The organism is Promicromonospora sp. NPDC023987, assembly GCF_040639055.1.
In the GTDB taxonomy this organism is placed as follows: domain Bacteria; phylum Actinomycetota; class Actinomycetes; order Actinomycetales; family Cellulomonadaceae; genus Promicromonospora.
Genome location: NZ_JBEZZF010000050.1, coordinates 21,037 through 42,948 on the forward strand (window position 1 = coordinate 21,037; position 21,912 = coordinate 42,948).

At 73.3% G+C, this 21,912-nt stretch carries 19 protein-coding genes and 1 riboswitch; of the genes, 14 read left to right on the forward strand and 5 right to left on the reverse strand.

The genetic code is table 11. From position 1 onward, the window contains the following. The first annotated feature begins 137 nt into the window (after positions 1-137). Positions 138-914 carry a PAS and ANTAR domain-containing protein gene (locus tag AB0F40_RS19670; RefSeq protein ID WP_357471306.1) on the forward strand — a complete coding sequence of 259 codons (777 nt, stop codon included), beginning with the start codon at positions 138-140 and terminating at the stop codon, positions 912-914. 23 nt (positions 915-937) lie between these two features. On the opposite strand, the gene AB0F40_RS19675 is transcribed toward AB0F40_RS19670, so the two are convergent. Further along, entirely contained in the window at positions 938-1,219 is a 282-nt protein-coding gene (locus AB0F40_RS19675; RefSeq protein WP_357471308.1) for a DUF4235 domain-containing protein, read from the reverse strand. 38 nt (positions 1,220-1,257) lie between these two features. Beyond that, a riboswitch (TPP riboswitch) is annotated at positions 1,258-1,362 on the forward strand. Between AB0F40_RS19675 and AB0F40_RS19680 the strand changes: the two genes are divergently transcribed. The 3 genes from AB0F40_RS19680 to AB0F40_RS19690 all read left to right on the forward strand — a co-directional run bounded on the left by AB0F40_RS19680 (position 1,357) and on the right by AB0F40_RS19690 (position 4,888). After that, positions 1,357-2,460, forward strand: coding sequence for a thiamine ABC transporter substrate-binding protein (locus AB0F40_RS19680; protein ID WP_357471310.1), 1,104 nt, complete (start codon positions 1,357-1,359; stop codon positions 2,458-2,460). (Overlaps the previous riboswitch by 6 nt.) After that, complete coding sequence (locus AB0F40_RS19685; protein WP_357471313.1) at positions 2,436-4,133, forward strand: iron ABC transporter permease; 1,698 nt, start codon at positions 2,436-2,438, stop codon at positions 4,131-4,133. The genes AB0F40_RS19680 and AB0F40_RS19685 overlap by 25 nt, the downstream gene beginning before the upstream one ends. Beyond that, on the forward strand, positions 4,133-4,888 hold the full coding sequence (locus AB0F40_RS19690) for an ABC transporter ATP-binding protein (RefSeq protein ID WP_357471316.1): 756 nt from the start codon (positions 4,133-4,135) through the stop codon (positions 4,886-4,888). Before AB0F40_RS19685 ends, AB0F40_RS19690 begins: the two co-directional genes overlap by 1 nt. Before the next feature lie 7 nt (positions 4,889-4,895). On the opposite strand, the gene AB0F40_RS19695 is transcribed toward AB0F40_RS19690, so the two are convergent. Together AB0F40_RS19695 and AB0F40_RS19700 are read right to left on the reverse strand one after the other, a co-directional pair. Continuing rightward, positions 4,896-5,543, reverse strand: coding sequence for a response regulator transcription factor (locus AB0F40_RS19695; protein ID WP_357471318.1), 648 nt, complete (start codon positions 5,541-5,543; stop codon positions 4,896-4,898). Continuing rightward, positions 5,543-6,733, reverse strand: coding sequence for a sensor histidine kinase (locus AB0F40_RS19700; RefSeq protein WP_357471321.1), 1,191 nt, complete (start codon positions 6,731-6,733; stop codon positions 5,543-5,545). Before AB0F40_RS19700 ends, AB0F40_RS19695 begins: the two co-directional genes overlap by 1 nt. Before the next feature lie 163 nt (positions 6,734-6,896). On the opposite strand from AB0F40_RS19700, the gene AB0F40_RS19705 reads away from it, so the two are divergent. Beyond that, positions 6,897-7,319 carry a DUF6069 family protein gene (locus tag AB0F40_RS19705; RefSeq protein ID WP_357471324.1) on the forward strand — a complete coding sequence of 141 codons (423 nt, stop codon included), beginning with the start codon at positions 6,897-6,899 and terminating at the stop codon, positions 7,317-7,319. Between the two features lie 19 nt (positions 7,320-7,338). After that, a complete protein-coding gene (locus AB0F40_RS19710; RefSeq protein WP_357471327.1) occupies positions 7,339-8,454 on the forward strand; it encodes a M20 family metallopeptidase in 1,116 nt (371 codons plus the stop codon). A 62-nt stretch (positions 8,455-8,516) separates the two neighbouring features. Here the strand turns inward: AB0F40_RS19710 and AB0F40_RS19715 are convergent, their stop codons facing one another. Beyond that, positions 8,517-9,701, reverse strand: coding sequence for a PrsW family intramembrane metalloprotease (locus AB0F40_RS19715; RefSeq protein ID WP_357471330.1), 1,185 nt, complete (start codon positions 9,699-9,701; stop codon positions 8,517-8,519). A 75-nt stretch (positions 9,702-9,776) separates the two neighbouring features. Here AB0F40_RS19715 and AB0F40_RS19720 point away from each other — a divergent pair, with 75 nt between their 5' ends. The 7 genes from AB0F40_RS19720 (at position 9,777) to AB0F40_RS19750 (ending at position 18,107) form a co-directional block, all read left to right on the forward strand. Next, positions 9,777-10,541, forward strand: a complete 765-nt coding sequence (locus AB0F40_RS19720; protein ID WP_357471333.1) for a copper homeostasis protein CutC — start codon at positions 9,777-9,779, stop codon at positions 10,539-10,541. A gap of 84 nt (positions 10,542-10,625) precedes the next feature. Then, entirely contained in the window at positions 10,626-12,314 is a 1,689-nt protein-coding gene (gene pgi / locus AB0F40_RS19725; RefSeq protein WP_357471336.1) for a glucose-6-phosphate isomerase, read from the forward strand. A 180-nt stretch (positions 12,315-12,494) separates the two neighbouring features. Continuing rightward, entirely contained in the window at positions 12,495-13,748 is a 1,254-nt protein-coding gene (locus AB0F40_RS19730) for a phosphotransferase (RefSeq protein WP_357471339.1), read from the forward strand. Next, on the forward strand, positions 13,745-15,247 hold the full coding sequence (locus AB0F40_RS19735; RefSeq protein ID WP_357471342.1) for a HAMP domain-containing sensor histidine kinase: 1,503 nt from the start codon (positions 13,745-13,747) through the stop codon (positions 15,245-15,247). The genes AB0F40_RS19730 and AB0F40_RS19735 overlap by 4 nt, the downstream gene beginning before the upstream one ends. Beyond that, positions 15,244-15,909 carry a response regulator transcription factor gene (locus tag AB0F40_RS19740; RefSeq protein WP_357471345.1) on the forward strand — a complete coding sequence of 222 codons (666 nt, stop codon included), beginning with the start codon at positions 15,244-15,246 and terminating at the stop codon, positions 15,907-15,909. The genes AB0F40_RS19735 and AB0F40_RS19740 overlap by 4 nt, the downstream gene beginning before the upstream one ends. Before the next feature lie 136 nt (positions 15,910-16,045). Then, positions 16,046-16,474, forward strand: a complete 429-nt coding sequence (locus AB0F40_RS19745; RefSeq protein WP_357471348.1) for a hypothetical protein — start codon at positions 16,046-16,048, stop codon at positions 16,472-16,474. Positions 16,475-16,655: 181 nt separating this feature from the next. Then, complete coding sequence (locus AB0F40_RS19750; RefSeq protein WP_357471357.1) at positions 16,656-18,107, forward strand: M81 family metallopeptidase; 1,452 nt, start codon at positions 16,656-16,658, stop codon at positions 18,105-18,107. A 30-nt stretch (positions 18,108-18,137) separates the two neighbouring features. Here AB0F40_RS19750 and AB0F40_RS19755 read toward each other — a convergent pair whose 3' ends face one another. Next, positions 18,138-19,262: a GNAT family N-acetyltransferase gene (locus AB0F40_RS19755; protein WP_357471351.1), complete on the reverse strand. Its 1,125-nt coding sequence runs from the start codon at positions 19,260-19,262 to the stop codon at positions 18,138-18,140. A 70-nt stretch (positions 19,263-19,332) separates the two neighbouring features. On the opposite strand from AB0F40_RS19755, the gene AB0F40_RS19760 reads away from it, so the two are divergent. Next, positions 19,333-21,783, forward strand: coding sequence for a glycoside hydrolase family 3 C-terminal domain-containing protein (locus tag AB0F40_RS19760; RefSeq protein WP_357471354.1), 2,451 nt, complete (start codon positions 19,333-19,335; stop codon positions 21,781-21,783). The last annotated feature ends 129 nt before the right edge of the window (positions 21,784-21,912 follow it).

Here is a 21,912-nt window from a genome sequence, read left to right on the forward strand (position 1 = left end):
CACGAGGGCCTGGCACTCGCAGTGCGCAGGCACCGCGGGATGGCTCGTCAGGCTGTCGAACCCTGCGAACCGCTCTACAATCGATGGCGCGGAGTCATGAAGCGGCTCCCAGTCCACATCGGATCTGGGAGGTTGAGATGTCCTCTTTCAAACAGCCCGCGCTCAGTGTTGTGGACGGTGCCGGGGGCGATGTCGCGACACAGCCACCGAGCTTCTCGGCCGGCGACCTGGCACATGCCCTGGGCCTCGGTACCAACCTGCTGGTCGGCCGCTTTCGGGTCGACCTCTCGTCGGGCATCTGGTGGTGGTCCGACGAGATCTACACCATGCACGGGTGGAAGCGGCACGAGGTGGAACCAGGCCTCGAGGCGCTCAGCTCGCGCAAGCATCCGGACGACCGGAGCCGGGTGGTCCGCGCCGCCGCCGAGGCGCTCCGCCTCGGCCGCCCGTTCGCCTGCTCACACCGGATCGTGGACCGGAAGGGCCGGACGCGGTCGGTGGTCGTCATCGGTCAGGGCTTGCGGGGTGGTCCGAGCCACCCGCCGGAGCTGGTCGGATACGTCGTCGATGCCACGCCGGTCCAGAAGGAGGCCCTGGCCCGACGGTCCTCCGCAGTGGTGACCCGTGCCTTCGTGAGCCAGGCCGTGATCGAGCAGGCCAAGGGCGTGATCATGGCGGTCAGCGGGGTGACCGCCGAGACTGCCGACCAGCTGCTGCTCGAAGCCGCCACCCGGGCGGGGATCCCGCTACGCCTCGCGGCCGACCAGGTGATGACCGGGCTGCGGGCGGAGAGCGAGCAGGCCGGCGTCACGCAGGCGGCGCTGGACCGCGCACTCGACGGTGTCGAGCCAGTGGGCAGGCCGCGCGGGCACGACCCCCTGCTCACCCGGCGGCCACGCAAGGTGGCGCACTGAGCCGGGCTCCGGAGCTGGACCGGTCAGCGGGCCGAGCGGCGGGCGGCGAGCCGTAGGGCCGCCCTTGACGCGCCCTTCGTCGCCAGGCGCTTCGCGAACACCGCCGTGCCCGCCGCGACCGCCGCGAACACGGTCGCCTGGACCAGGTCCAGCTCTGGGTCGTCCGGCTTGTTGGGTGCGTCGTTGCCGGTCACGCCCTTCCACACCATGCTGACCGCCTTTTGCGCGACCCAGCCGGCCGCGAGCGTCAGGGCGAGCGTGCCGAGCTTCTCGGCGAGTGTCTGTTCCGTCTCAATCTGGGCCACATTCACACCGTAGCCCCCGATGGGCCAGTAGGCTGCCTGGGAAACGACAGGGGAGCGCCCGACAGCGCTGAGAGTGCGGACAACCGCAGACCCTTGAACCTGATCCGGATCACACCGGCGGAGGAAGTCGAGGCACGATGTTGCGTCTTTCCGGTGCCCACGGGGGCACCATCCAGGCTGGACCCGTCGCGGGGGCGCTCTCCGTGGCGCTCCTGCTCGCCGGCTGCGGCGCCGGCTCCGCCGGTTCCGGCAGTTCCGGCGGTTCCGGCGGTTCCGGCGGGGGCGACCCGTCGGCGTCGGACACCGTGACCCTCGTGACCCACGACTCGTGGGCCCTCGACGAGAAGCTGGTCGACCAGTTCGAGCAGGAGTCCGGCCTGACCCTCGAGGTCAGCGCGGTGGGTGACGCCGGGACGCTGGTGAACCAGCTGGTGCTCACCAAGGACGCGCCGCTCGGCGACGCGGTGTTCGGCATCGACAACTCGTTCGCCTCCCGTGCGCTGGAGGAGGGCGTGGTCGAGGAGTACACGCCCGCGAGCCTGCCCGACGGCGCCGAGCAGCTCGGCGGGGCGCTCACCCCGATCGACCAGGGCGACGTCTGCGTGAACGCGGACGAGGCCTGGTTCGAGAAGTCCGGCCTCGAGGTGCCGAAGACCCTGGACGACCTGGCCGACCCGAAGTACCGCGACCTGCTCGTGGTGACCAACCCGGCGACGTCGTCCCCGGGGCTCGCGTTCCTGCTGGCGACCATCGGGGCGTTCGGCGAGGACGGGTTCGAGGACTACTGGGCGTCCCTCGTGGACAACGGCGTCAAGGTCGCCGACTCGTGGGAGGACGCGTACTACGTGGACTTCTCGGGTGCGGGCGAGGGCGGCGAGCGGCCGCTCGCGCTGTCGTACGCGACGTCGCCGGCGTTCACCGTGAGTGAGGACGGCTCCGAGTCGACCACCAGCGCCCTGCTGGAGACCTGCTTCCGGCAGGTCGAGTACGCAGGCGTGCTCGCCGGGTCCGACAACCCCGACGGCGCGCAGGCGCTCGTCGACTTCCTGCTGACCGAGGACGTCCAGTCCGCGCTGCCCGAGTCGATGTACATGTACCCGGCCGACTCCTCGGTGCCGCTGCCCGCCGACTGGGAGAAGTTCGCGCCCCAGGCCGACGCCCCGTTCGAGGTGGAGCCCACCGAGGTGAGCGCGCACCGCGACGAGTGGATCGAGCGGTGGACCGAGACAGTGCTCGGCTGAGCCGGCGCGCGACCGCGCCGCTGTTGTGGGCGGCGGCGGTCGCGGTTCCGCTCGGCTTCCTCGCGATCTTCTTCGCCTGGCCCGTCGCCGCGCTCGTGGTCCGCGGGTTCGTGCCCGACGGCGCCGTCGACCTCACCGGCTTCACCGAGGTGCTCCTCCGCCCGCGCACCTGGCGGCTCGTCGGGTTCACGCTGACCCAGGCGGTGCTCGGCACTGCCTTCTCCGTGCTGCTCGGCCTGCCCCTCGCCTACCTGCTGTACCGGCGGTCGTTCCCGGGCCGCGGTCTGGTGCGCGGGCTCGTGACCGTGCCGTTCGTGCTGCCCGCCGTCGTGGTCGGCGTCGCGTTCCGCACCGTGTTCGCGCCGGGCGGCACCCTCGGGTTCCTCGGCCTGGAGGAATCGCTGGCGGGAATCGTCGTCGCGCTCGTCTTCTTCAACGTGTCGGTGGTGGTGCGCACCGTCGGCGGGCTCTGGGAGCGGCTCGACCCCCGGACCGAGGAGGCCGCCGCCTCCCTCGGCGCGAGCCCCGCGCGCGTGTTCCGGACGGTGACCCTGCCATCCCTCGCGCCGGCCGTCGCGTCGGCGGCCTCGGTGGTGTTCCTGTTCTGCGCCACGGCGTTCGGGGTGGTCCTGGTGCTCGGCGGGGTGCGGTACGGGACCATCGAGACCGAGATCTGGATCCGCACCACCCAGTTCCTGGACCTGCGGTCTGCCTCGGTGCTGTCGATCATGCAGCTCGTGGTCATCTCGGGTGCGCTGGCCGTGTCGGCCAGGGCGCGCAGCCGCCGCGAGGCCGCGCTGCGCCTCGTGTCCTCGCGCCGCTCGGCCCGGCGGCTGTCCTGGCGGTCGCCCCAGGACGTGACGACGGCGCTGGCGGGTGCGGCGATCGTCGTCGGGCTCATGGTGCTGCCGCTGGCCGGGCTGGTGGCCCGCTCCTTCCGGGAGCCGGACGGATCCTGGGGCCTGGGGAACTACGTGGCCCTCGGGACCACGGGTGAGCGGAACGCGCTGGTGGTGACCGTGTGGGAGGCCACGGCTACCTCGCTCCGGATCGCGCTGACCGCGACGGTGATCTCCCTGGTCGTCGGGGGGCTCGTGGCGCTCGTGGTGTCCCGTCGGCCCCGGTCGGCCGGCGTGCGGCGCGCCGTGGGGACGCTCGACGGGCTGTTCATGCTCCCGCTCGGCGTCTCCGCCGTGACCGTCGGCTTCGGGTTCCTCATCACCATGGACCAGCCGGTCCTCGGCGTCGACCTGCGGACCTCCGGACTGCTCGTCCCCGTCGCGCAGGCTGTCGTCGCCGTGCCACTCGTCGTGCGTACCGTGCTGCCCGTGCTGCGGGCGATCGATCCCCGGCTGCGCGAGGTCGCCGCGGTGCTCGGCTCCGGGCCGGGCCGCGTGCTGCGGACGGTCGACCTGCCGATCGCCCTGCGGTCGGTCGGGCTGGCCACCGGGTTCGCATTCGCCGTGTCGCTCGGTGAGTTCGGCGCCACGTCGTTCCTCGCGCGGCCCGACGGCGCCACCCTGCCCGTCGTGATCTACCGCCTCATCGGACGGCCAGGGGCGGAGAACTACGGGATGGCGCTCGCGGCGTCGGTGGTGCTCGCCGTGCTGACCGCGACAGTGATGATGGTGGCGGAACAGCTGCGCGACGAGCGCGCCGGAGGGGAGTTCTGATGGCAGGGCTGGAAGTTCGGGACGTCTCGGTCCGGTACGGGGTCTCGACAGGCTCGACCCGCGGTGGGGGCTCTGCCGGGGTCACGACGGCGGTGGACAAGGTGTCGCTGACCGTCGCGCCCGGCGAGGTGGTCGCGCTGCTCGGGCCCAGCGGGTGCGGCAAGTCGTCGCTGCTGCGCGCGGTGGCCGGGCTGGAGCCGCTGTCGGAGGGCCACGTCGTCTACGACGGCGAGGACCTCGCCGGAGTGCCGGTGCACAAGCGCCGGTTCGGGCTGATGTTCCAGGAGGGCCAGCTGTTCCCGCACCGGGACGTGGGCCGGAACGTGGCCTACGGGCTGGAGGTCCAGGAGCTGTCCCGGGCGGAACGGGATGCGCGGGTGGCCGCGCTGCTCGACCTGCTGGGCCTGGCCGGCTACGAGCGGCGGGCCGTCGCCACCCTGTCCGGCGGGGAGCAGCAGCGCGTGGCCCTCGCGCGGGCCCTGGCCCCGAGGCCGCGCCTGCTCCTGCTGGACGAGCCGCTGTCCGCGCTCGACCGCCAGCTGCGGGAACGGCTGGCGGGCGAGGTCCGTGCGGCGCTCGTCGAGACCGGCACGACGGCGGTGTTCGTCACCCACGACCACACCGAGGCGTCCGCCGTGGCCGACCGGGTCGGTGTGATGGACAGCGGACGCTTGTTGCAGGTGGCCGCGCCGCACGAGCTGCGGACCACCCCTGCGTCGGAGCGGGTGGCGGAGTTCCTGGGCCTGCGGGGCTGACCGGGCCTCAGTCCGCGCCGGCCTGCTGGACCAGCAGCGCCACCTGCGTGCGGTTCTCCACGCCGAGCTTCAGGAGCACGCTCGAGACGTGCGCCTTCACCGTCGGGATGCTGAGGTGGAGCCGACGCGCGATCTCCGCGTTGGACGTGCCGCGCCCGATCTCCACGGCGACGTCGCGCTCGCGGCTCGTGAGCCGGTCCAGCGCGGCCCGTGCCTCCCCCGCCCCGCCACCCCCGGCGGCGACGGTGTCCATGAGGCGGCGCGCGATGTCGGGTGCGAGCACCGGCTCGCCAACGGCGGCCGCGCGGACCGCCGCCGCTATGCGCGCCGGCGGCATGTCCTTGAGCAGGTAGCCGGCGGCACCGGCGCGCAGCGCGCCGACCACCTCGGCGTCGGTGTCGAAGGTCGTGAGCACCACGACGGCGGGCGGGGACGGCCGGGACCGCACCCGGCGGGTGGCCTCGATCCCGTCGACACCCGGCATCCGCAGGTCCATGAGGACGACGTCGGCCGGGTGGGCGTCGAGCACCCGGGGCACGTCGCCGCCGTCGCAGGCCTCGCCGACCACGCTGATCCCGTCGGCGCCGTCGAGCATGAGGCGCAGTCCGGCGCGTACCAGCGCATCGTCGTCGACGATCACTATCCGGGTCTCCATCAGCGCCACGGTATCCGCGCGCCCAGGAGAAAGCCGGTGGGGGAGCGGCTCGCGTCGAGCGTGCCGCCCAGCAGCTCGACACGCTCACGCAGGCCGACCAGGCCGGTACCGGGCGTGCCGCTCTCGGGGCGGGCCGGGCCGTCGTCGGCCACGGTGACCACGACCTCGTCCGCGCGCGTGGTCACCGCGACGCGGACCGCGGCGCCGGGCGCGTGCCGCCGCGCGTTGGTGAGCCCTTCCTGGACCACGCGGTAGGCGGCGGTGGCGACGGCGGGCGGCGGCCCGTCGTCGGCCGGCCCGTCCGGTAGGTCGAGGTCGATGGAGGTGCCGACGGACCGGGCGGCGTCGACCAGGCCCCGGATGTCGGCGAGGGTGGGTGGCGGAGCCAGGCGGTCCGAGCCGTCGCGGAGCAGGCGCACCAGCTGCCGCAGGTCCTCCAGCGCGTCGGCCGCGCCGGTCCGGACCCGGCCGGCGGCGGCCGCGAGCTGCTCCGGCGGGGCGTCCGGCCGGAACTCGACGGCGCCCGCGGTGGCGGCCAGCAGGGACAGCCGGTGGCCGAGGGCGTCGTGCATCTCGGCGGCGATCCGGTTGCGCTCGGCGGCGCGGGCCTCTGTCAGTGCCTTGCCCCGGTCGGTCTCCGCGCGGCGAGCGCGTTCCCGCAGGTCGCGCAGCACCTGCGCCCGTGCCTGCCAGAACGCGCCCCAGCCGAGGAGGGCCGCGTGCACGGCGACGTCGCACAGCAGCCACCAGCCCCAGGGCAGCGCCGCGGGGCGCCAGAGGGCCTGAACGGCATGTGCGCCGACGCCCGCGACCGCGACGAGGACCGCCGTGCGGAGGGGGAACCAGCGCGCGACCTGCAGCGTGCCCGCGGTCGCCGCGGGCGTGGCGACGGGCGAGACGGCGGCGAGGACCGTGAGGCCCAGCACCACCGCCACCGGGTGCCGCGACCAGAGGAAGGGGACGAGGGCGAGCGCGATGACCGCCACGACGGAGTCCAGCACCGTGAGCTGATCCGGCCCGAGGAGGCCGGGGACCGCCGACCGCTGGGCCAGGACCGCCCAGACCATCACCGCGGTGAGCACCACCATGGCAGGCACCGCCACCGGCCACGGCGACCCTCGTCCGAGACCGCGCCGTCCGGCACTGGTGTCGCCGTCCGGCGGGCAGTCCTGCGAGTCATCACGTGTCATGTCGGCGACCCTACGTACGGCGGCCAGGGCGCAGAACCGACCGAAGTAGGGGGTTCCCCGACTGAAGGGCCGGCCGGGTCGGTACTGCAGGCTGATGTCCGGCGGGCCGGACCTCGGGAGGCTGGCTCCAGGCACGACGGACGTGCCGAGAAGGAGGACTCCCATGACCGAGAACTCAGCAGCAGCGGTAGCTCAGCGCCGGTGGCCCGCCTGGACGGTGCCGCTCGTCGGCGCGGCGGCCGCCGTGGCGGTCTGGCTGGTCGGGGCGGCGCTCGGCGTCGAGCTCGAGGCGCGCACCGGAGCGAGCACCCAGTCCGTCTCGGTGGTGGCCGTGCTGGTCGCCGCGCTCGTCGTCGGCCTGGCCGGCTGGGGCGTGCGGGCCGTGCTCGGACGGCTCACGAAGGGCGGCGGCGAGGTGGCATGGCTCGTGCTGTGCGGCGTCGTCCTGCTCGGGTCGCTGGTTGGCGCCGCCTCCGGCACCACGCCGGGGGCCGTCGCGGTCCTGATGGCCGAGCACGTCGCGGTGGGCCTGGTCGTGGCGCTGGGCCTGCGCTACGGCTCGGGGACCGCCGCGAGGACCTCGTAGCGCGGGCTACCGTGCGTCCATGGCTTTCCACGAGACTCCCGCCCGGCCCGACGTCGACTCGCTGATCCAGGACCTGCGGACGCTGGTCGAGTGCGAGTCGCCGTCGTCCGACCCGGACGCGCTGGCCCGCTCCGCGGACCTGGTGGCGCGGCTCGGTGCCGCGCACCTGGGCGCGGAGCCCGAGCGGCTCGGTATCCACCTGCGGTGGCGGCTGGGCGGGCCGACGCGTGTGCTCGTGCTGGCGCACCACGACACGGTGTGGCCCGTCGGCACGCTCCGGACGCACCCGTTCGGCATCGTGGACGGTGTGCTGCGCGGCCCCGGCAGCTTCGACATGAAGACCGGCCTGGCCATGGCGCTGCACGCGCTGGGCTCCCTCGACGACCGGACCGGGGTCACCCTCCTGGTGACCGGCGACGAGGAGCTCGGCTCGCCGTCGTCCCAGACGCTCATCGAGGACGAGGCGCGCGGGGCGGACGCCGCGCTCGTGCTGGAGGCCTCGGCCGACGGCGGCGCGCTCAAGCTGGAGCGGAAGGGCACCTCCATCTACCGCGTGCTCGTGAAGGGCAGGGCCGCGCACGCGGGGCTGGAGCCCGAGAAGGGCGTGAACGCGTCGGTCGAGCTGGCGCACCAGGTGCTCGCGGTCGCCGCGCTGGGCGACCCGGCGCTCGGCACCACGGTGACGCCGACGGACGCCACGGCGGGCACCACGCGCAACACCGTCCCGGCCGACGCGTCGTTCGCCGTCGACGTCCGGGCGCGCACGGTCGCCGAGCAGCAGCGGGTCGACGCCGCCCTGCGGTCCCTCGCTCCCGTGCTGCCCGACGCCGTCGTCGAGATCGAGGGCGGGATCAACCGGCCGCCGCTGGAGGGCGCGCTGTCGGCCGGCCTCTTCGACCGGGCCTCGCGGCTCGCCGCCGCGGCCGGGCTGCCCGCGCTCACCGGCGTGGCGGTGGGCGGGGCGTCCGACGGTAACTTCACCGCGGGCGTCGGCACACCGACGCTGGACGGTCTCGGTGCCGTCGGCGGTGGTGCGCACGCCGACGACGAGCACGTCCTCGTCGACCGGATCGGAGACCGCACGACCCTCCTCCGCGCGCTCCTGGTGGACCTAACCCGCCCCGTGGACCGTTGAGTGCTGGGTATCTGTCGCTCAGCACGCTCGGATCCCACAAATAGCCAGCACTCAACGGTGCGTCAGGGGCGGGTCGGCGGGGCGAAGCCCGTGGCGCCCCACGGGCTGGCCGGCGGGTGCGGCTGGCGAGCCACGAACGTCGCGCGTGCCTGCTGCATGACCCATACCAGGTACTGCCGCTGCTGCTCCAGGCCGTGCGGGTCGAGGTCCCTCTGCGCACCCGCCCGCTGATGCAGGAGCGCCAGCTCGGTCGCGGCCTGCTGGTAGTCGGTCATGGCGCGCTCGGACTTCTTGCCGCCCACCGACCTGGCCCACTGGCGGGCCGCCCGGCGTCCGGGCAGGGTCGACAGCATGCGCAGGTCGTCCGGCGTCACGATGCCGACCGGCCCGTAGAGCGGCAGGTAGTGACCGATGAGCTGGACGATCCGGCGGCGGTCCCGCGCGAGGACCACGATGACCCCGATCAGCACGGCGAACCCCACGAGGTAGGCGCCCGCCAGCCCGATCAGGCCGAACTTCGTGGAGCCGTTCCACAGGCTGTGGAGAACTATCGCGCCGAGCAGGCCGTACAGCGGTGCGGTCCGGCGGATCCGGCCGGGCCCGGACAGGGCCGCCATCGCCACACCGATGCCCGTCATCGCCGTGCACAGCGGGTGCAGCAGCGGCGAGACGATGGCCCGCAGCACGAACACGTAGCCGAGCTGGTCCACCTCGACGGCGTCGATGAAGTACTGGATGTTCTCCGTCGCGGCGAAGCCGAGGCCCACCATCGCGGCGTAGATGACGCCGTCGGTGGGCCCGTTCAGCTCCTGCCGCCGCCACCACAGCATGCTGAACAGGACCGCGCCCTTCAGTACCTCCTCGACCACGGGCGCACCGAACGTGGCGACGACGTACCAGCCCTCCTGCTCGCCGGTGAGCTCGGTCTCGGTGAGCAGCGACAGCCCGAGCGTGTTCAGGATGCTCGCAAACAGGGCCGCGACGCCGGCGCCCCACAGGAACGCGAAGATCAGCGCGTTCGGCGGCTCCGGCTCCAGCCGGTCCAGGGCCAGCACCAGCGGGAGCCAGACGGCGACCGGCAGGACGGCCAGCAGCAGCCCGACGACGAACGAGGCGCCACCCGTCACGGCGTCGAACGTGAGGATGACGAGCAGGCAGACGGAGGCGAAGACGATCCCGAGGATCACTCCGATCGAAGCCCGCCCGGGCGCGCGCCCCTGGAGGATCGCACTGGGATCGATGGCCATGTCAGGGACCCTACCGACTCGGCTGCGGACGCGGCGGGCGACAGACTGCCCCCGTGCACGGTTACGCTGGCGCACGTGCCCCAACGTGTCGCTCTCGAGCTCGCTGTCCAGGATCCGGCCGGGGCGGTGATCGCCGCCGACGTCGGTGCCCGGCGCGTCGAGCTCTGCTCCGCGCTCGGTGCCACCGGTGGCATCACCCCGAGCGCCGCGCTCGTCGAGGCGGTGGTCGAGGCCGCTGCGGTGGTGCCGTCGTCCGACGCCGCGCCGATCCTCGAGGTGCACGTGCTGGTGCGCCCCCGGCCCGGCGGCTTCGTGTACTCGCCCGCCGAGATCGACCTGATGCTCCGCGAGGTCACGCTGGCGGGCGACGCAGGGGTGGACGGCGTGGTGCTGGGCGCCCTGACGCGGTCCGGCACGGTCGACGAGGCGCGGATGCGCGACCTGATCGCCGCGGCCGACGACGCCGAGGTGACGTTCCACCGGGCGCTCGACGTGGTCGCCGACCCGCTGGCCGCCCTCGACACGCTGGCCGAGCTCGGCGTCGCGCGCGTGCTCACCTCCGGCGGCGCGGCTCGTGCGGGTGCCGGGCTGGACCGGCTGGCCGCACTCGTCGAGCGCAGTGCCGAGCTGGGCATCGAGATCATGGCGGGCGGCGGCGTGACGCCTGCGGACATCCCGGCCCTGCTGGGCACCGGTGTGGACGCGGTGCACCTCTCGGCGAAGCGTTCGGTGGCCGACGCCGGGGGGCCCGGCGGCGGAGGTGACGCCGGCTACGAGGTGACCGACCCGGAGCTCGCCAGGGCCGCCGCCGTCGCGCTCGGTCTGCCGGCCGCGACGTAGCCCGCGCGGCCGGGCAGGTGTGAGACGCCTCGCACCTGTCCGGCCACCCGGTCCCGCTGGGCCATACCGCACTACGGTTGTCCCATGACCTCAGAGCCGGCTCGTTCGCCTGTCGATGCCACCACCACCACTGCCTGGGGCTCGCTCACCGAGCTCTCCAAGAACCTCCAGCCGGATCTGCGTGGCTGGTTCGCCACGGACCCGGCCCGGGCCGGCCGCCTGAGCCACCAGGCTGGCGACCTCCACGTGGACCTGTCGAAGAACCTGGTCACCGACGAGGTGCTCGCCTCGCTGCTCGCCCTGGCCGACGAGGTCAGGCTCGCCGAGCGCCGCGACGCGATGTTCGCGGGCGAGCACATCAACGTCACCGAGGACCGTGCAGTCCTGCACACCGCGCTGCGCCGCCCGTCCGACGAGCCGCTGACCGTCGACGGCCAGGACATCACTGGCGACGTGCAGGACGAGCTCGCCAAGGTGTACGCCTTCGCGGAAAAGGTCCGCTCCGGGGAGTGGACCGGCGTGACCGGCGAGCCGATCCGGACCATCGTGAACATCGGTATCGGCGGCTCCGACCTCGGCCCCGTCATGGCCTACGAGGCCCTCGAGCCGTTCGTGCAGGACGGGTTGGCGTGCCGGTTCGTCTCCAACATCGACCCCACCGACGTCGCGCAGAAGACCGCCGACCTCGACCCCACCACCACGCTGTTCATCGTCGCGTCCAAGACGTTCGGCACGCTGGAGACCCTCACCAACGCGCGGCTCGCCCGCGACTGGCTGGTGCGCTCGCTCGCCGCCGCCGGCGCCATCGAGGACTCCGAGGAGGGCCGTGCCGACGCCGTCGCGAAGCACTTCGTGGCGGTGTCCACCGCCCTGGACAAGGTGGAGGCGTTCGGGATCGACCCCGAGAACGCGTTCGGGTTCTGGGACTGGGTGGGCGGCCGCTACTCCGTCGACTCGGCGATCGGCACGTCGCTCGCCGTGGCCATCGGGCCCGACGCGTTCGCCGAGCTGCTGGCCGGCTTCCACGCGATGGACGAGCACTTCCGCACGACGCCGTTCGAGCGCAACGTGCCCGCGCTGATGGGGCTGCTCAACGTCTGGTACGTGAACTTCCGCGACGCGCACACGCACGCCGTCCTCCCGTACGCGCAGCAGCTGCACCGGTTCCCGGCGTACCTGCAGCAGCTCACGATGGAGTCCAACGGCAAGTCGGTGCGCTGGGACGGGACGCCCGTCACGTCCGACACCGGCGAGGTCTTCTGGGGCGAGCCCGGCACCAACGGGCAGCACGCGTTCTACCAGCTCATCCACCAGGGCACGCGGCTGATCCCGGCCGACTTCATCGCGGTCGCGAACCCCGCGTACCCGCTGCGTGACGCCGAGGCCGACGTGCACGGCCTGTTCCTCGCGAACTTCTTCGCGCAGACGAAGGCGCTCGCCTTCGGCAAGACGGCCGACGAGGTGCGGGCCGAGGGCGTCGCCGAGGAGCTCGTCTCGGCGAAGGTGTTCAGCGGCAACCGGCCGACGACGTCGATCCTCGCTCCCGCGCTGACCCCGTCCGTGCTGGGCCAGCTGATCGCGCTGTACGAGCACATCACGTTCGTGCAGGGCGTCGTGTGGGGCATCGACTCGTTCGACCAGTGGGGCGTGGAGCTGGGCAAGAAGCTCGCGCTGGAGATCGCCCCGGCGGTGGCCGGTGACGAGGACGCGCTGCGGACGCAGGACCCGTCGACGGCGGCCCTGATCGCCAAGTACCGCGAGCTCCGCGGCTGAGACGACCCTGTTTCCCTCCTTCGAGGCCTAAGCTTCTTCGCTTTGAGCCGCTTCAAAGCGAAGAAACTTAGGCCTCGAAGGGGAGCAGCGCCGTCCATCGCGATTCGCGCTCCGTCAGGGTTAGAGGATTCTCATGCGAATGGGCGGGCTTTGGTGGGTGGCGGCTGCGAGGATTGCCCGGTGAGCACCCACCTCGACCTGTTGACCGGTGACGCCGCCGCGGCTCTTCTCGACGCCGCCGTGGCGACGGCCGGCGGCGAGCTCGTGAGCTGGCGGGTGCGTCAGGTCGACCATCGCCCGGGCTCCACCACCACCGTGGCGTATCGCGCGACGGTGCGCTGGGACGGCGTGGAGCGTTCCGAGACTCTCGGTGCCAGCGTGGGCCGCGCCCGCGACGGCCGCAAGCCTGGCGTGGTCACGCTGTCCGACGGCGACGCGACGGTCGCCGTATGGCGCTTCCCCGGCGACCCGGCGCTGCCCGCACTGCCCCGCGCGTTCGACCCCGCCGCCGTGGAGGAGCTCCTGGCCGGTCTGGGCGTCGACCCGGCGGCACGCGCGCACCCGGAGCTCAAGGTCCGGGCCTACCGGCCGACCCGGCGCGCGGTGATCGAGGCCAGGGCCGAGGCGGCCCGCGTGTTCCTCAAGGTGCTGCGGCCCCGCAAGGTGGCCGACCTGCACCAGCGGCACACGCTGCTGTCGCAGGCCGGGCTGCCCGTCCCGCGTCCCCTCGGCTGGTCCGACGACGGCCTCCTCGTGCTGTCCCCGCTGCACGGCACCGAGATGCGTGCCGCGGTCCGGGACGGGGGACCCATCCCGTCGCCGCTGGAGGTGCTGGACCTGCTCGACCGGCTGCCCGCCGAGGTGCGCGACCTGCCCCGACGCCCCGCCTGGAGCGAGTCGGCCGAGCACTACGCGGGCGTCATCGGCGCGGCGCTGCCCGCGGAGGAGGGTCGGGCCGCCGACCTGGCCGGCGCCGTCCGGACGCGCCTCGCGGAGCGCGGAACCGGGTCGGATCCCACGCACGGCGACCTCTACGAGGCGCAGATCATGCTCACCGACGGCCGGATCACCGGTCTGCTCGACGTCGACTCCGCCGGGCCGGGGCACCGCGCCGACGACCTGGCATGCCTCGTCGCGCACCTGGACGTGCTGTCCCTCGTGCACGGGTCGGGCTCCGCGCAGGCGACGTACGTGGCCCGGATGCGCAGGCTCGCCGCGGACTACGCGGAGGGGTTCGTCGCCGCGCCGGGCGGCAGGGGCGTCGACCGGAGCGACCTGGCCGCACGCGTCGCCGGCGTGCTGCTCTCGCTGGCCACGGGTCCGCACCGGGTGCAGGAGCGCGGCTGGCAGGCAGCGACCTCACGTCGCCTGGACGTCGTGGCCGGCTGGCTGGACGGGTCACGGCTCGCGCTGCCCGGCAGAGGTCGCGCATGAGCCTGCGCCGGCCGTCGGTACGGGCGAAGGTGGTGGCGGTGGTCGTTGCGGTGACCGCCGTCGGCCTGCTCGCGACCGGCCTGCTCACCCATGCCATCCAGACCCAGCAGATCATGGACGACATCTCCGAGGACTTCGACCAGGAGATCGGGGAGCTCCAGCAGCTCGCGAAGAACGGCGTCGACCCGGAGACGGGCGAGGAGTTCCGCGGCGCCGGCCGGCTCATGAGCGTCGCCATGGAGCGGAACGTACCGGGCGCCAACGAGATGTTCGTGAGCTACCTGGACGGCACTCACCAGCAGTCGAGCCCGCCGGCGATGGGCCGGTTCGTCGAGGAGAGCGCGGTGGTCCAGGCCGCCGTCGAGAGCCTCACGCCACAGTCGGAACGGACCGTCCAGCGCGAGATCGACACGGAGATCGGCCGGGTGTGGTTCGTCGTCGTGCCGGTGACGGTGCCCGACCGGGACGAGGTGGGCGCCTACGTCATGGCGTCCGCCCTGGACCGGGCGCTCCGGGCGGAGACCGACGTCATGCGGACCTACGCGATCGTCTGCAGCGTCGCGCTGGTGCTGCTCGGGGTCTCCGCGTGGCTGGTCGTGAGCCGTCTGCTGCGCCCGCTGCGGCAGCTGAGCTCGACGGCGACCCGCGTGACCGAGACCGACCTGTCCCAGCGCGTTCCCGTCGCCACCGAGGACGACCTCGGCGAGCTCGCGGGAGCGTTCAACACGATGCTTGACCGACTGTCCACGGCCATCGAGACGCAGCGCCAGTTCCTGGACGACGCCGGGCACGAGCTCCGCACGCCACTGACCGTCCTGCGGGGCCACCTGGAGGTGCTCGACCCGGACGATCCGGAGGACGTGCGCGAGACCAGGGACCTCCTGCTCGACGAGACGTCCCGGATGGGCCAGATCGTCGAGGAGCTGGTCCTGCTCGCCAAGGCGGAGCGGTCCGACTTCGTGACGCCCGTCCCGATGGACCTGGGCCGGCTCACCGACGACGTGCACGACAAGGCCCGCGCGCTGGGCGCTCGGCGCTGGGTGGTGGACGCACGGGCCGACGCCGAGGTCGTGGCCGACGCGCACCGGCTCACCCAGGCGGTGCTGCAGCTCGCCGACAACGCGGTGAAGTTCACCGGTCCGGACGACGAGGTCGGCATCGGCACGCAGGTGTTCCAGGGGTCGTCCGGCCGCCAGGTGCGGCTCTGGGTGCGCGACACCGGACCTGGCGTGCCGCCCGACGAGGCCGATCGCATCTTCGACCGGTTCGCGCGGGGCAGCACGACGGGCGGGGTGCCAGGATCGGGCCTGGGCCTGGCGATCGTGCGGGCCATCGCCCAGGGGCATGGCGGGGACGTGGCGGTCGAGCGGTCGGATCCTTCGACGCGCTCAGGACAGCGCGCCGGCGGGGCGCGGTTCGTGATGACCTGGCCGGCCGACGGCGCCGCGCCGGGCGCCCAGCCCACGGCCAAGGGAACCGCGACGGAGGAGGCAGCGTGAACCAGATCCTGATCGCGGAGGACGAGGAGCGCATCGCGCAGTTCGTGCGCAAGGGGCTCAAGGCCCACGGGTTCCAGCCCACCGTGGTGTCCGACGGCGCGACGGCGCTGGCGCACGCCATGTCCGGCGGCTACGACCTCATGGTCCTCGACATCGGGCTGCCGGTGCTGGACGGGTTCACGGTGCTGCAGCGCCTGCGCGACGTCGGCTCCACGCTGCCGGTGCTGATCCTGACCGCACGGGACTCGCTGTCCGACCGGGTGACCGGCCTGGAGGGCGGGGCCGACGACTACATGTCCAAGCCGTTCGGGTTCGACGAGCTGCTCGCCCGGATCCGGCTGCGGCTGCGGCGCGCCACGGGAGAGGCCGCGTCGCCGGAGCGGCTGGAGCACGGCGACGTCGGCCTGGACCTGCGCACCCGCACCGCCACCGTGGCGGGGCGCGAGGTGGAGCTGTCGGCGCGGGAGTTCGCACTCGCCGAGGTGTTCCTCCAGCACCCGGGCCAGGTCATGTCGCGGGAGCAGCTGCTGTCGCGCGTCTGGGGCTACGACTTCGACCCGGGCTCCAACGTGGTGGACGTGTACGTGCGCTACCTGCGGAGGAAGCTCGGGGTGGACCGGATCGAGACGGTGCGTGGTGCGGGGTACCGGTTCCGAGGCTGACGCGGCCTCGTCTCCCGACGGTCCGTGCCTACATGAGAGGCGTCTCATCCGCGTCTCCTCGTCACCTCATCCTGGCGACGCAGACTGATCTCAGGAGGCACCCGAAGGGGGTGCCGCGAGACCGGAGGCCACAGAGATGAACCCCTCGACCATGAAGAAGCGCTGGGCCATCGTCGGTGCCGCCGCAGTGATCGGCGTGGCCGGTGCTACCACGGCAGCGGCGCTCAACGACCCGGCCCCGCGTGCCGAGTCCTCCGCGGCCGTCGCCCTGGACGCCGCGACGCCGTCCGACGGCGGTGCGGGCGCCGCGACGGCCGACCCCTCGCCGGAGTCGGCGGACTCGCCCAACGAGTCCGCTCGGGACACCGCGGGCTCCGCGCAGTCGGCGGACTCGCCGGGCGACGCGAACTACGACCCCTCGCCGGAGTCGGCGGACTCGCCCAACGAGTCGGCGACCGACACCGCGGGCTCCGCCCAGTCCGCGGACTCGCCGGACGACTCGAACTACGACGACCGGGACGACAACACCCCGGACGACGCGGACGACGACCAGGACGACGACTGACCCGTGCGGGTAACCCCCGCACGAGCGATCCAGCGCGACTGGCACGAGGCCAGGTGACCGGCAGCCCGACTGCCGGCCACCTGGTCTTTTGCTGTGGAATGCGTACAAAGTCGTAACCCGTCCCGCCTACACTGCGCGCGTGACCCGTACCCACCAGCGACCGCGGATCGCGATCTGCGGCATGGCCATCGAGTCCAGCACGTTCTCCCCGCACCGCTCGGGCTGGGAGGCGTTCACTCTTCTGCGCGGCAACGAGCTGGTCCGGCGGTATCCGTTCCTCCGGGACGGCGCCCCCCTGCGCCGGGACGTCGAATGGGTGGGCATCCTGCGGGCCGGTGCCCTCCCCGGCGGCGCCGTCCCAGCCGAGGTGTACGAGACGATCCGCACCGAGATCGGCCTGGCCCTGGAGGCGCAGGGGCCGTTCGACGGCGTGCTGCTCGACATCCACGGCGCCATGGCCGTGCTCGGGTACACCGACGCGGAGGCGGACCTCGTGCGGGCGGTGCGCGCCGCCGTCGGGCCGGGCTGTCTGGTCTCCGCCTCCATGGACCTGCACGGGAACGTGTCGCGGGAGCTCGCCGAGGTCGTCGATCTCATCACCTGCCACCGCATGACCCCCCACGAGGACGACGACGAGGCGCGCGAGCGTGCGGCCACGAACCTGCTGCGCCGGATCGACGGTGCGGGCCGTCCCCGCAAGGCCTGGGTGCCGATCCCGGTGCTGCTGCCGGGGGAGCGGACGAGCACACGGCTCGAGCCCGCACGGGGCATCTACGAGGACGTCGCGCGGGTCGGTGCGCTGGACGGCGTGCTGGACGCCTCGGTGTGGGTCGGCTACGCCTGGGCGGACGAACCGCGCTGCCGGGCCGCCGTCGTCGTGACGGGCGACGACGAGGCGCTCATCGCTCGCGAGGCCGAGCGGCTGGCCCGCCGGTACTGGGACGCGCGCGACGAGTTCGAGCTCGTCGCGCCGGCCGGGACCTACGAGGAGTGCCTGACGGCGGTGCTCGGGAGCGACGCGCGGCCCTTCGTCCTGTCGGACTCGGGTGACAACCCCATGGCCGGTGGCGCGGGCGACGTCACCTGGACCCTCGCGCGGCTCCTGGCCGAACCGGTGTTCGCCGTGCCGGCCGAGGCCGGCGGTCGGAGCGCCATCTACGCCTCGCTGCCCGACCCAGAGGCCGCCCGCGCGGTGGCCGACGCCGGGGTGGGCGCCGTCGTCGAGGTGACGGCGGGCGCCAGGATCGACGACGGCCCGGGTGGTCCCGTGCTGCTGCGGGGCGTGGTCGAGCACGTGCGCACCGACGACCCGCTGGCGGGGAACGTGTGCGTCGTGGCGGCCGGCGGGCTGAAGGTCGTCCTGACGGAACGCCGCCGGCCCTATCACCTGGAGTCCGACTTCACGGCGATCGGCCTGGACCCGCGGGGTACCGACGTCGTGGTCCTGAAGATCGGCACGCTCGAGACCGAGCTGTACGACCTGGCAGAGGACTGGATGCTCATGCTCACCCCGGGCGGCGTGGACCAGGACCTGCTCCGGCTGCGGCACACCAACCTGGGCGGACCGGTGCACCCGTTCGACGGCGACGAGGCGTTCGGCGAAGGCCCGGACCTGACCCCGACGCTCCTCTGACGGGGTGCGTCCGCTGAACCGGTCAGTCCGTCACAGCGGGCCCTGGAAGGTCGCGCAGCCGCCCGCCGGGACGAAGCCGAGCGCGACGTTGATCGCGAGCATGTGCGGGTTCTCCTCGTTGTTCCAGGTGTAGATGCGCCGGGACCCGGGCCGCAGCCGCGCGTGCTCGCGCAGGTTCACCGCCTTGACCAGCATCCCGAGCCGGTGCCCGCGGTGCTCCTTGAGCACCACGGTCGCCTGCTGGTCCGTGTGGTCGGGCTTCTGCTCGTTCCACAGCAGCATCGTCATCGCGACGAGCCGGCCGGTCGCCACGTGCTCGGCGGCCGTCACCACGTACTCGTCACCCTTCGCCGCGATCGCGGCCTCCTCGCCGCGGATCCGCTCGGCGTCCCAGACGTCGGACTCCATGTCGAGCCCGCCGCGGGGCTCGTCGTCCGCGAGGGCCTGCTCCAGCGCGGCGTACTGCTCGATCCACTCCTCCGGCGTCGGCGCGGTCCAGGTGTGGACCCGGTACGCGTCGCCCGCCACGGCACGGGACTCGGCCTCGAACCGCTCCACCACCTCCGGGGCGACCGGCAGGGCCACCCGCGAGCGGCGCTCCACGATCTGCAGGCCGAGCCCCTGCTCCTGCGCCAGGTGAACCCCCGGGAGGCCGGCCGACACGTGCCCGTTGCCCGACTCCGGAACCAGCATCTCGCCGCCGACCTGCTCGGCGCCGAAGTCGACCGGCGACAGCACCGACGTCCGGCCCTCGGCGTGGGCCGTCGCGCGCAGCCACTCCGCCAGCGCCGTGCCGATGCCCTGCCGGCGGTGCTCGGGATGCACGACGACCAGGCCGATCGCGAGCTCCCGGTTCGAGCGGACCTGGAGATTCAGGACGGCGTTGCCCACCACCTGCGGGCCGCTGGGCGTGTCCACGACGGCGAGCCGGCGCAGCTTGCGCACGTAGTCCTGGTTGTTCAGCGCGACCATGATCCCGACCGGCGTCGGCGCGGCGTCCGCGTTGCCGAGATCGGCCAGCTCCGCGGCCGCGTGCAGCTGCGCCATCCCTCGGTACAGCCACGCCTCCGGCTCGTCGAGGGAGGAGATGCGGGGCACGTCCATCAGCCGCCACGTCGACGTCGTCGGAGCGGGTACTGCGGAGGGTGGGGTCATGGACACAGGGTGCTCTCCGTGGTTGTCGGAGCGCACGGCTTTTTCACGCGGCCACCGATAACGTGACCGCATGACGAAGAGGCCGCAGCTCAGCACACCGGGGGCACCAGCGGCGATCGTCCGGAAGCTCACCCTCGACCAGAAGGCGCGGCTCCTGTCCGGCTCCTCCTTCTGGACCACGGCGGAGGTCCAGGGAGTCCCCTCGACGTTCCTCGCGGACGGCCCGCACGGCGTGCGCAGGCTCGCGCCCGACGTCGGCGACATCGAGGGTGCCGTCCCCGCCACCTGCTTCCCGCCGGCGGTCGCGCTGGGCGGCACGTTCGACGTCGACCTGGTCCGGCGCGTGGGCGACGCCGTCGCGGCCGAGGCGAAGCAGCGCGCCGTCGACGTCGTGCTCGGTCCCGGCATCAACATCAAGCGCAGCCCGCTGTGCGGGCGCAACTTCGAGTACGTGTCCGAGGACCCGCTGCTCGCGGGCGAGATCGGCGCGGCCCTCGTCACCGGCATCCAGCTGGGCGGCGTCGCCACGAGCCTCAAGCACTTCGCCGCGAACAACCAGGAGACCGAGCGCATGCGCGTCTCCGCCGACATCGACGAGCGCACCCTCCGCGAGATCTACCTGCGTGGCTTCCAGCGGGTGGTCACCACCGCACGGCCCGCCACGCTCATGTCGTCGTACAACCGCATCAACGGCACCCACACCGGCGAGGACCGCCGCATCACCACCGACATCCTGCGTGGCGAGTGGGGCTTCGAGGGCCTCGTCATGTCCGACTGGGGTGCGGTCCACGACCGGATCGCGGGTATCCGCGCGGGCCTCGACCTGGAGATGCCCGCCGCGGGCGAGGGGCGGGTCAAGGAGATCGTCACGGTAGTGCGGTCGGGCGCCCTCGACGTGGCCGACGTCGACCGCTCGGCCACCCGGGTCGTCACCCTGGCGCTCGCGGCCCAGGCGGCGCGTGGTGCGACGGCGGGTGGTGCGGCAGCTGCGGCGGCGTCGCTCGCCGAACGTGGCCACGACCCCGAGTCCTGGCACGACGCCGCCCACCACGCCCTGGCCCGCGAGGCGGCGAGCCGCGCGGTGGTGCTGCTCAAGAACGACGGCGGTCTGTTGCCGCTGGCCCCGCAGACGCGTGTCGCGGTGGTCGGCGAGCTCGCCCGCACGCCGCGGTACCAGGGCTCGGGCTCGTCCCAGATCGTCCCGACCCGGCTCGACGACGCCCTCGTCGCGATCGAGGACTCGGCGACCGAGGTCGTCTTCGCCCCGGGCTACGAGCTCGATCCCACGGGTGGGACCCGCCGCAGGCGGGCGGTCGGGCGGCTCTGGAGGCGATCGGCCGACGCCGCCGAGGCGCTGGCCACCGACGCGGTGGCCGCCGCCCGGGATGCGGCAGTGGTGGTCTTCTTCGCCGGGCTGCCGCAGTCCGCCGAGGCGGAGGGTCGCGACCGCTCGGACATCGAGCTCCCGGCCGTCCAGCTCGACCTGCTGGACCGGGTGCTGGAGGTCAACCCGCGCGTCGTCGTGGTGCTGTCCAACGGTTCGGTGGTCCGCCTGTCCGGGTTCGCCGACCGGGTGCCCGCGATCGTGGAGGGCTGGCTGCTGGGCCAGGCCGGTGGTGGTGCGCTGGCCGACGTGCTGTTCGGGCGCGTCAACCCGTCCGGCCGGCTGGCCGAGACCATCCCCCTGCGTCTCGAGGACACCCCGGCGTGGACGAGCTTCCCCGGTACGGGCCTGCACGTCACCTACGGCGAGGGCATCTACGTGGGCTACCGCTGGTACGACGCGCGCGACCTGGCGGTGCAGTACCCGTTCGGCCACGGTCTGTCGTACACGACGTTCGCGTACTCGGGGCTGGGGGTCTCGACAAGCTCGACCGGCGGGAATGGCTCGACCGGCGGGAATGGCTCGACCGGCGGCGGCCTCACCGTCCGCCTGACCGTCACCAACACCGGCGAGGTTGCCGGCCGCGAGGTCGTGCAGTGCTACGTGTCCGTGCCTGGCTCCGCCGTCCCGCGGGCCCCGCGCGCGCTCGCGGCGTTCGCCGTGGTCGACCTCGTGCCGGGCGAGTCCCGTGCGGTCGAGCTGGCAGTACCCCGTGACGACCTCGCGTACTGGGACGTCCGCGCCGACCGGTGGCGGGTCGAGGGCGGCACCTACCGGGTCGAGGTCGGCGCTTCCAGCAGGGACCTCCGGGTCTCCGCCGACGTGGAGGTGTCGCCGGACGTGGTCGTCGTGCCGCTCACCGTCGACTCCTCGCTGGGCGAGGCGATGGCGCACCCCGTCATCGGACCGACGGTCACGGGCATGCTGCAGGGAGCAGGCTTGTCGGACGACGTCATGGTCATGACCAGGGCGATGCCCCTCGGCCGCCTCGCCTACCAGCCGGGCTCGGGCGTGACCCACCAGCAGCTACGGCAGCTGCTGCACGTCGCGAACGGCACCGGCGGCCCCGTCCTCCGGGCGGCAAGCAAGGTGCTGAACCTGACCGGCCGCCTCCGGAGGACCCGCCGACCGAGGTAGGCCGTGCCGCGGCTGTGGGCCTGCTGCGAGTTCGGTCGGCTGCAAGGTGAGGCAATTGAGATCGGTCGCTTGACCTGAGCCCGCACCAGAGTGGGGTCCCAACCGAATCGGCGGGCGACGCCGGCGCAG

Bases quoted from the DNA above. Each gene is read 5' to 3' on its own strand.
- AB0F40_RS19695 (WP_357471318.1), bottom strand. From the start codon at position 5,543: ATGGAGACCCGGATAGTGATCGTCGACGACGATGCGCTGGTACGCGCC.
- AB0F40_RS19745 (WP_357471348.1), top strand. From the start codon at position 16,046: ATGAACCCCTCGACCATGAAGAAGCGCTGGGCCATCGTCGGTGCCGCC.
- AB0F40_RS19710 (WP_357471327.1), top strand. From the start codon at position 7,339: ATGGCTTTCCACGAGACTCCCGCCCGGCCCGACGTCGACTCGCTGATC.
- AB0F40_RS19690 (WP_357471316.1), top strand. From the start codon at position 4,133: ATGGCAGGGCTGGAAGTTCGGGACGTCTCGGTCCGGTACGGGGTCTCG.
- AB0F40_RS19760 (WP_357471354.1), top strand. From the start codon at position 19,333: ATGACGAAGAGGCCGCAGCTCAGCACACCGGGGGCACCAGCGGCGATC.
- AB0F40_RS19670 (WP_357471306.1), top strand. From the start codon at position 138: ATGTCCTCTTTCAAACAGCCCGCGCTCAGTGTTGTGGACGGTGCCGGG.
- AB0F40_RS19755 (WP_357471351.1), bottom strand. From the start codon at position 19,262: ATGACCCCACCCTCCGCAGTACCCGCTCCGACGACGTCGACGTGGCGG.
- AB0F40_RS19705 (WP_357471324.1), top strand. From the start codon at position 6,897: ATGACCGAGAACTCAGCAGCAGCGGTAGCTCAGCGCCGGTGGCCCGCC.
- AB0F40_RS19735 (WP_357471342.1), top strand. From the start codon at position 13,745: ATGAGCCTGCGCCGGCCGTCGGTACGGGCGAAGGTGGTGGCGGTGGTC.
- pgi (WP_357471336.1), top strand. From the start codon at position 10,626: ATGACCTCAGAGCCGGCTCGTTCGCCTGTCGATGCCACCACCACCACT.
- AB0F40_RS19715 (WP_357471330.1), bottom strand. From the start codon at position 9,701: ATGGCCATCGATCCCAGTGCGATCCTCCAGGGGCGCGCGCCCGGGCGG.
- AB0F40_RS19700 (WP_357471321.1), bottom strand. From the start codon at position 6,733: ATGACACGTGATGACTCGCAGGACTGCCCGCCGGACGGCGACACCAGT.
- AB0F40_RS19680 (WP_357471310.1), top strand. From the start codon at position 1,357: ATGTTGCGTCTTTCCGGTGCCCACGGGGGCACCATCCAGGCTGGACCC.
- AB0F40_RS19750 (WP_357471357.1), top strand. From the start codon at position 16,656: ATGGCCATCGAGTCCAGCACGTTCTCCCCGCACCGCTCGGGCTGGGAG.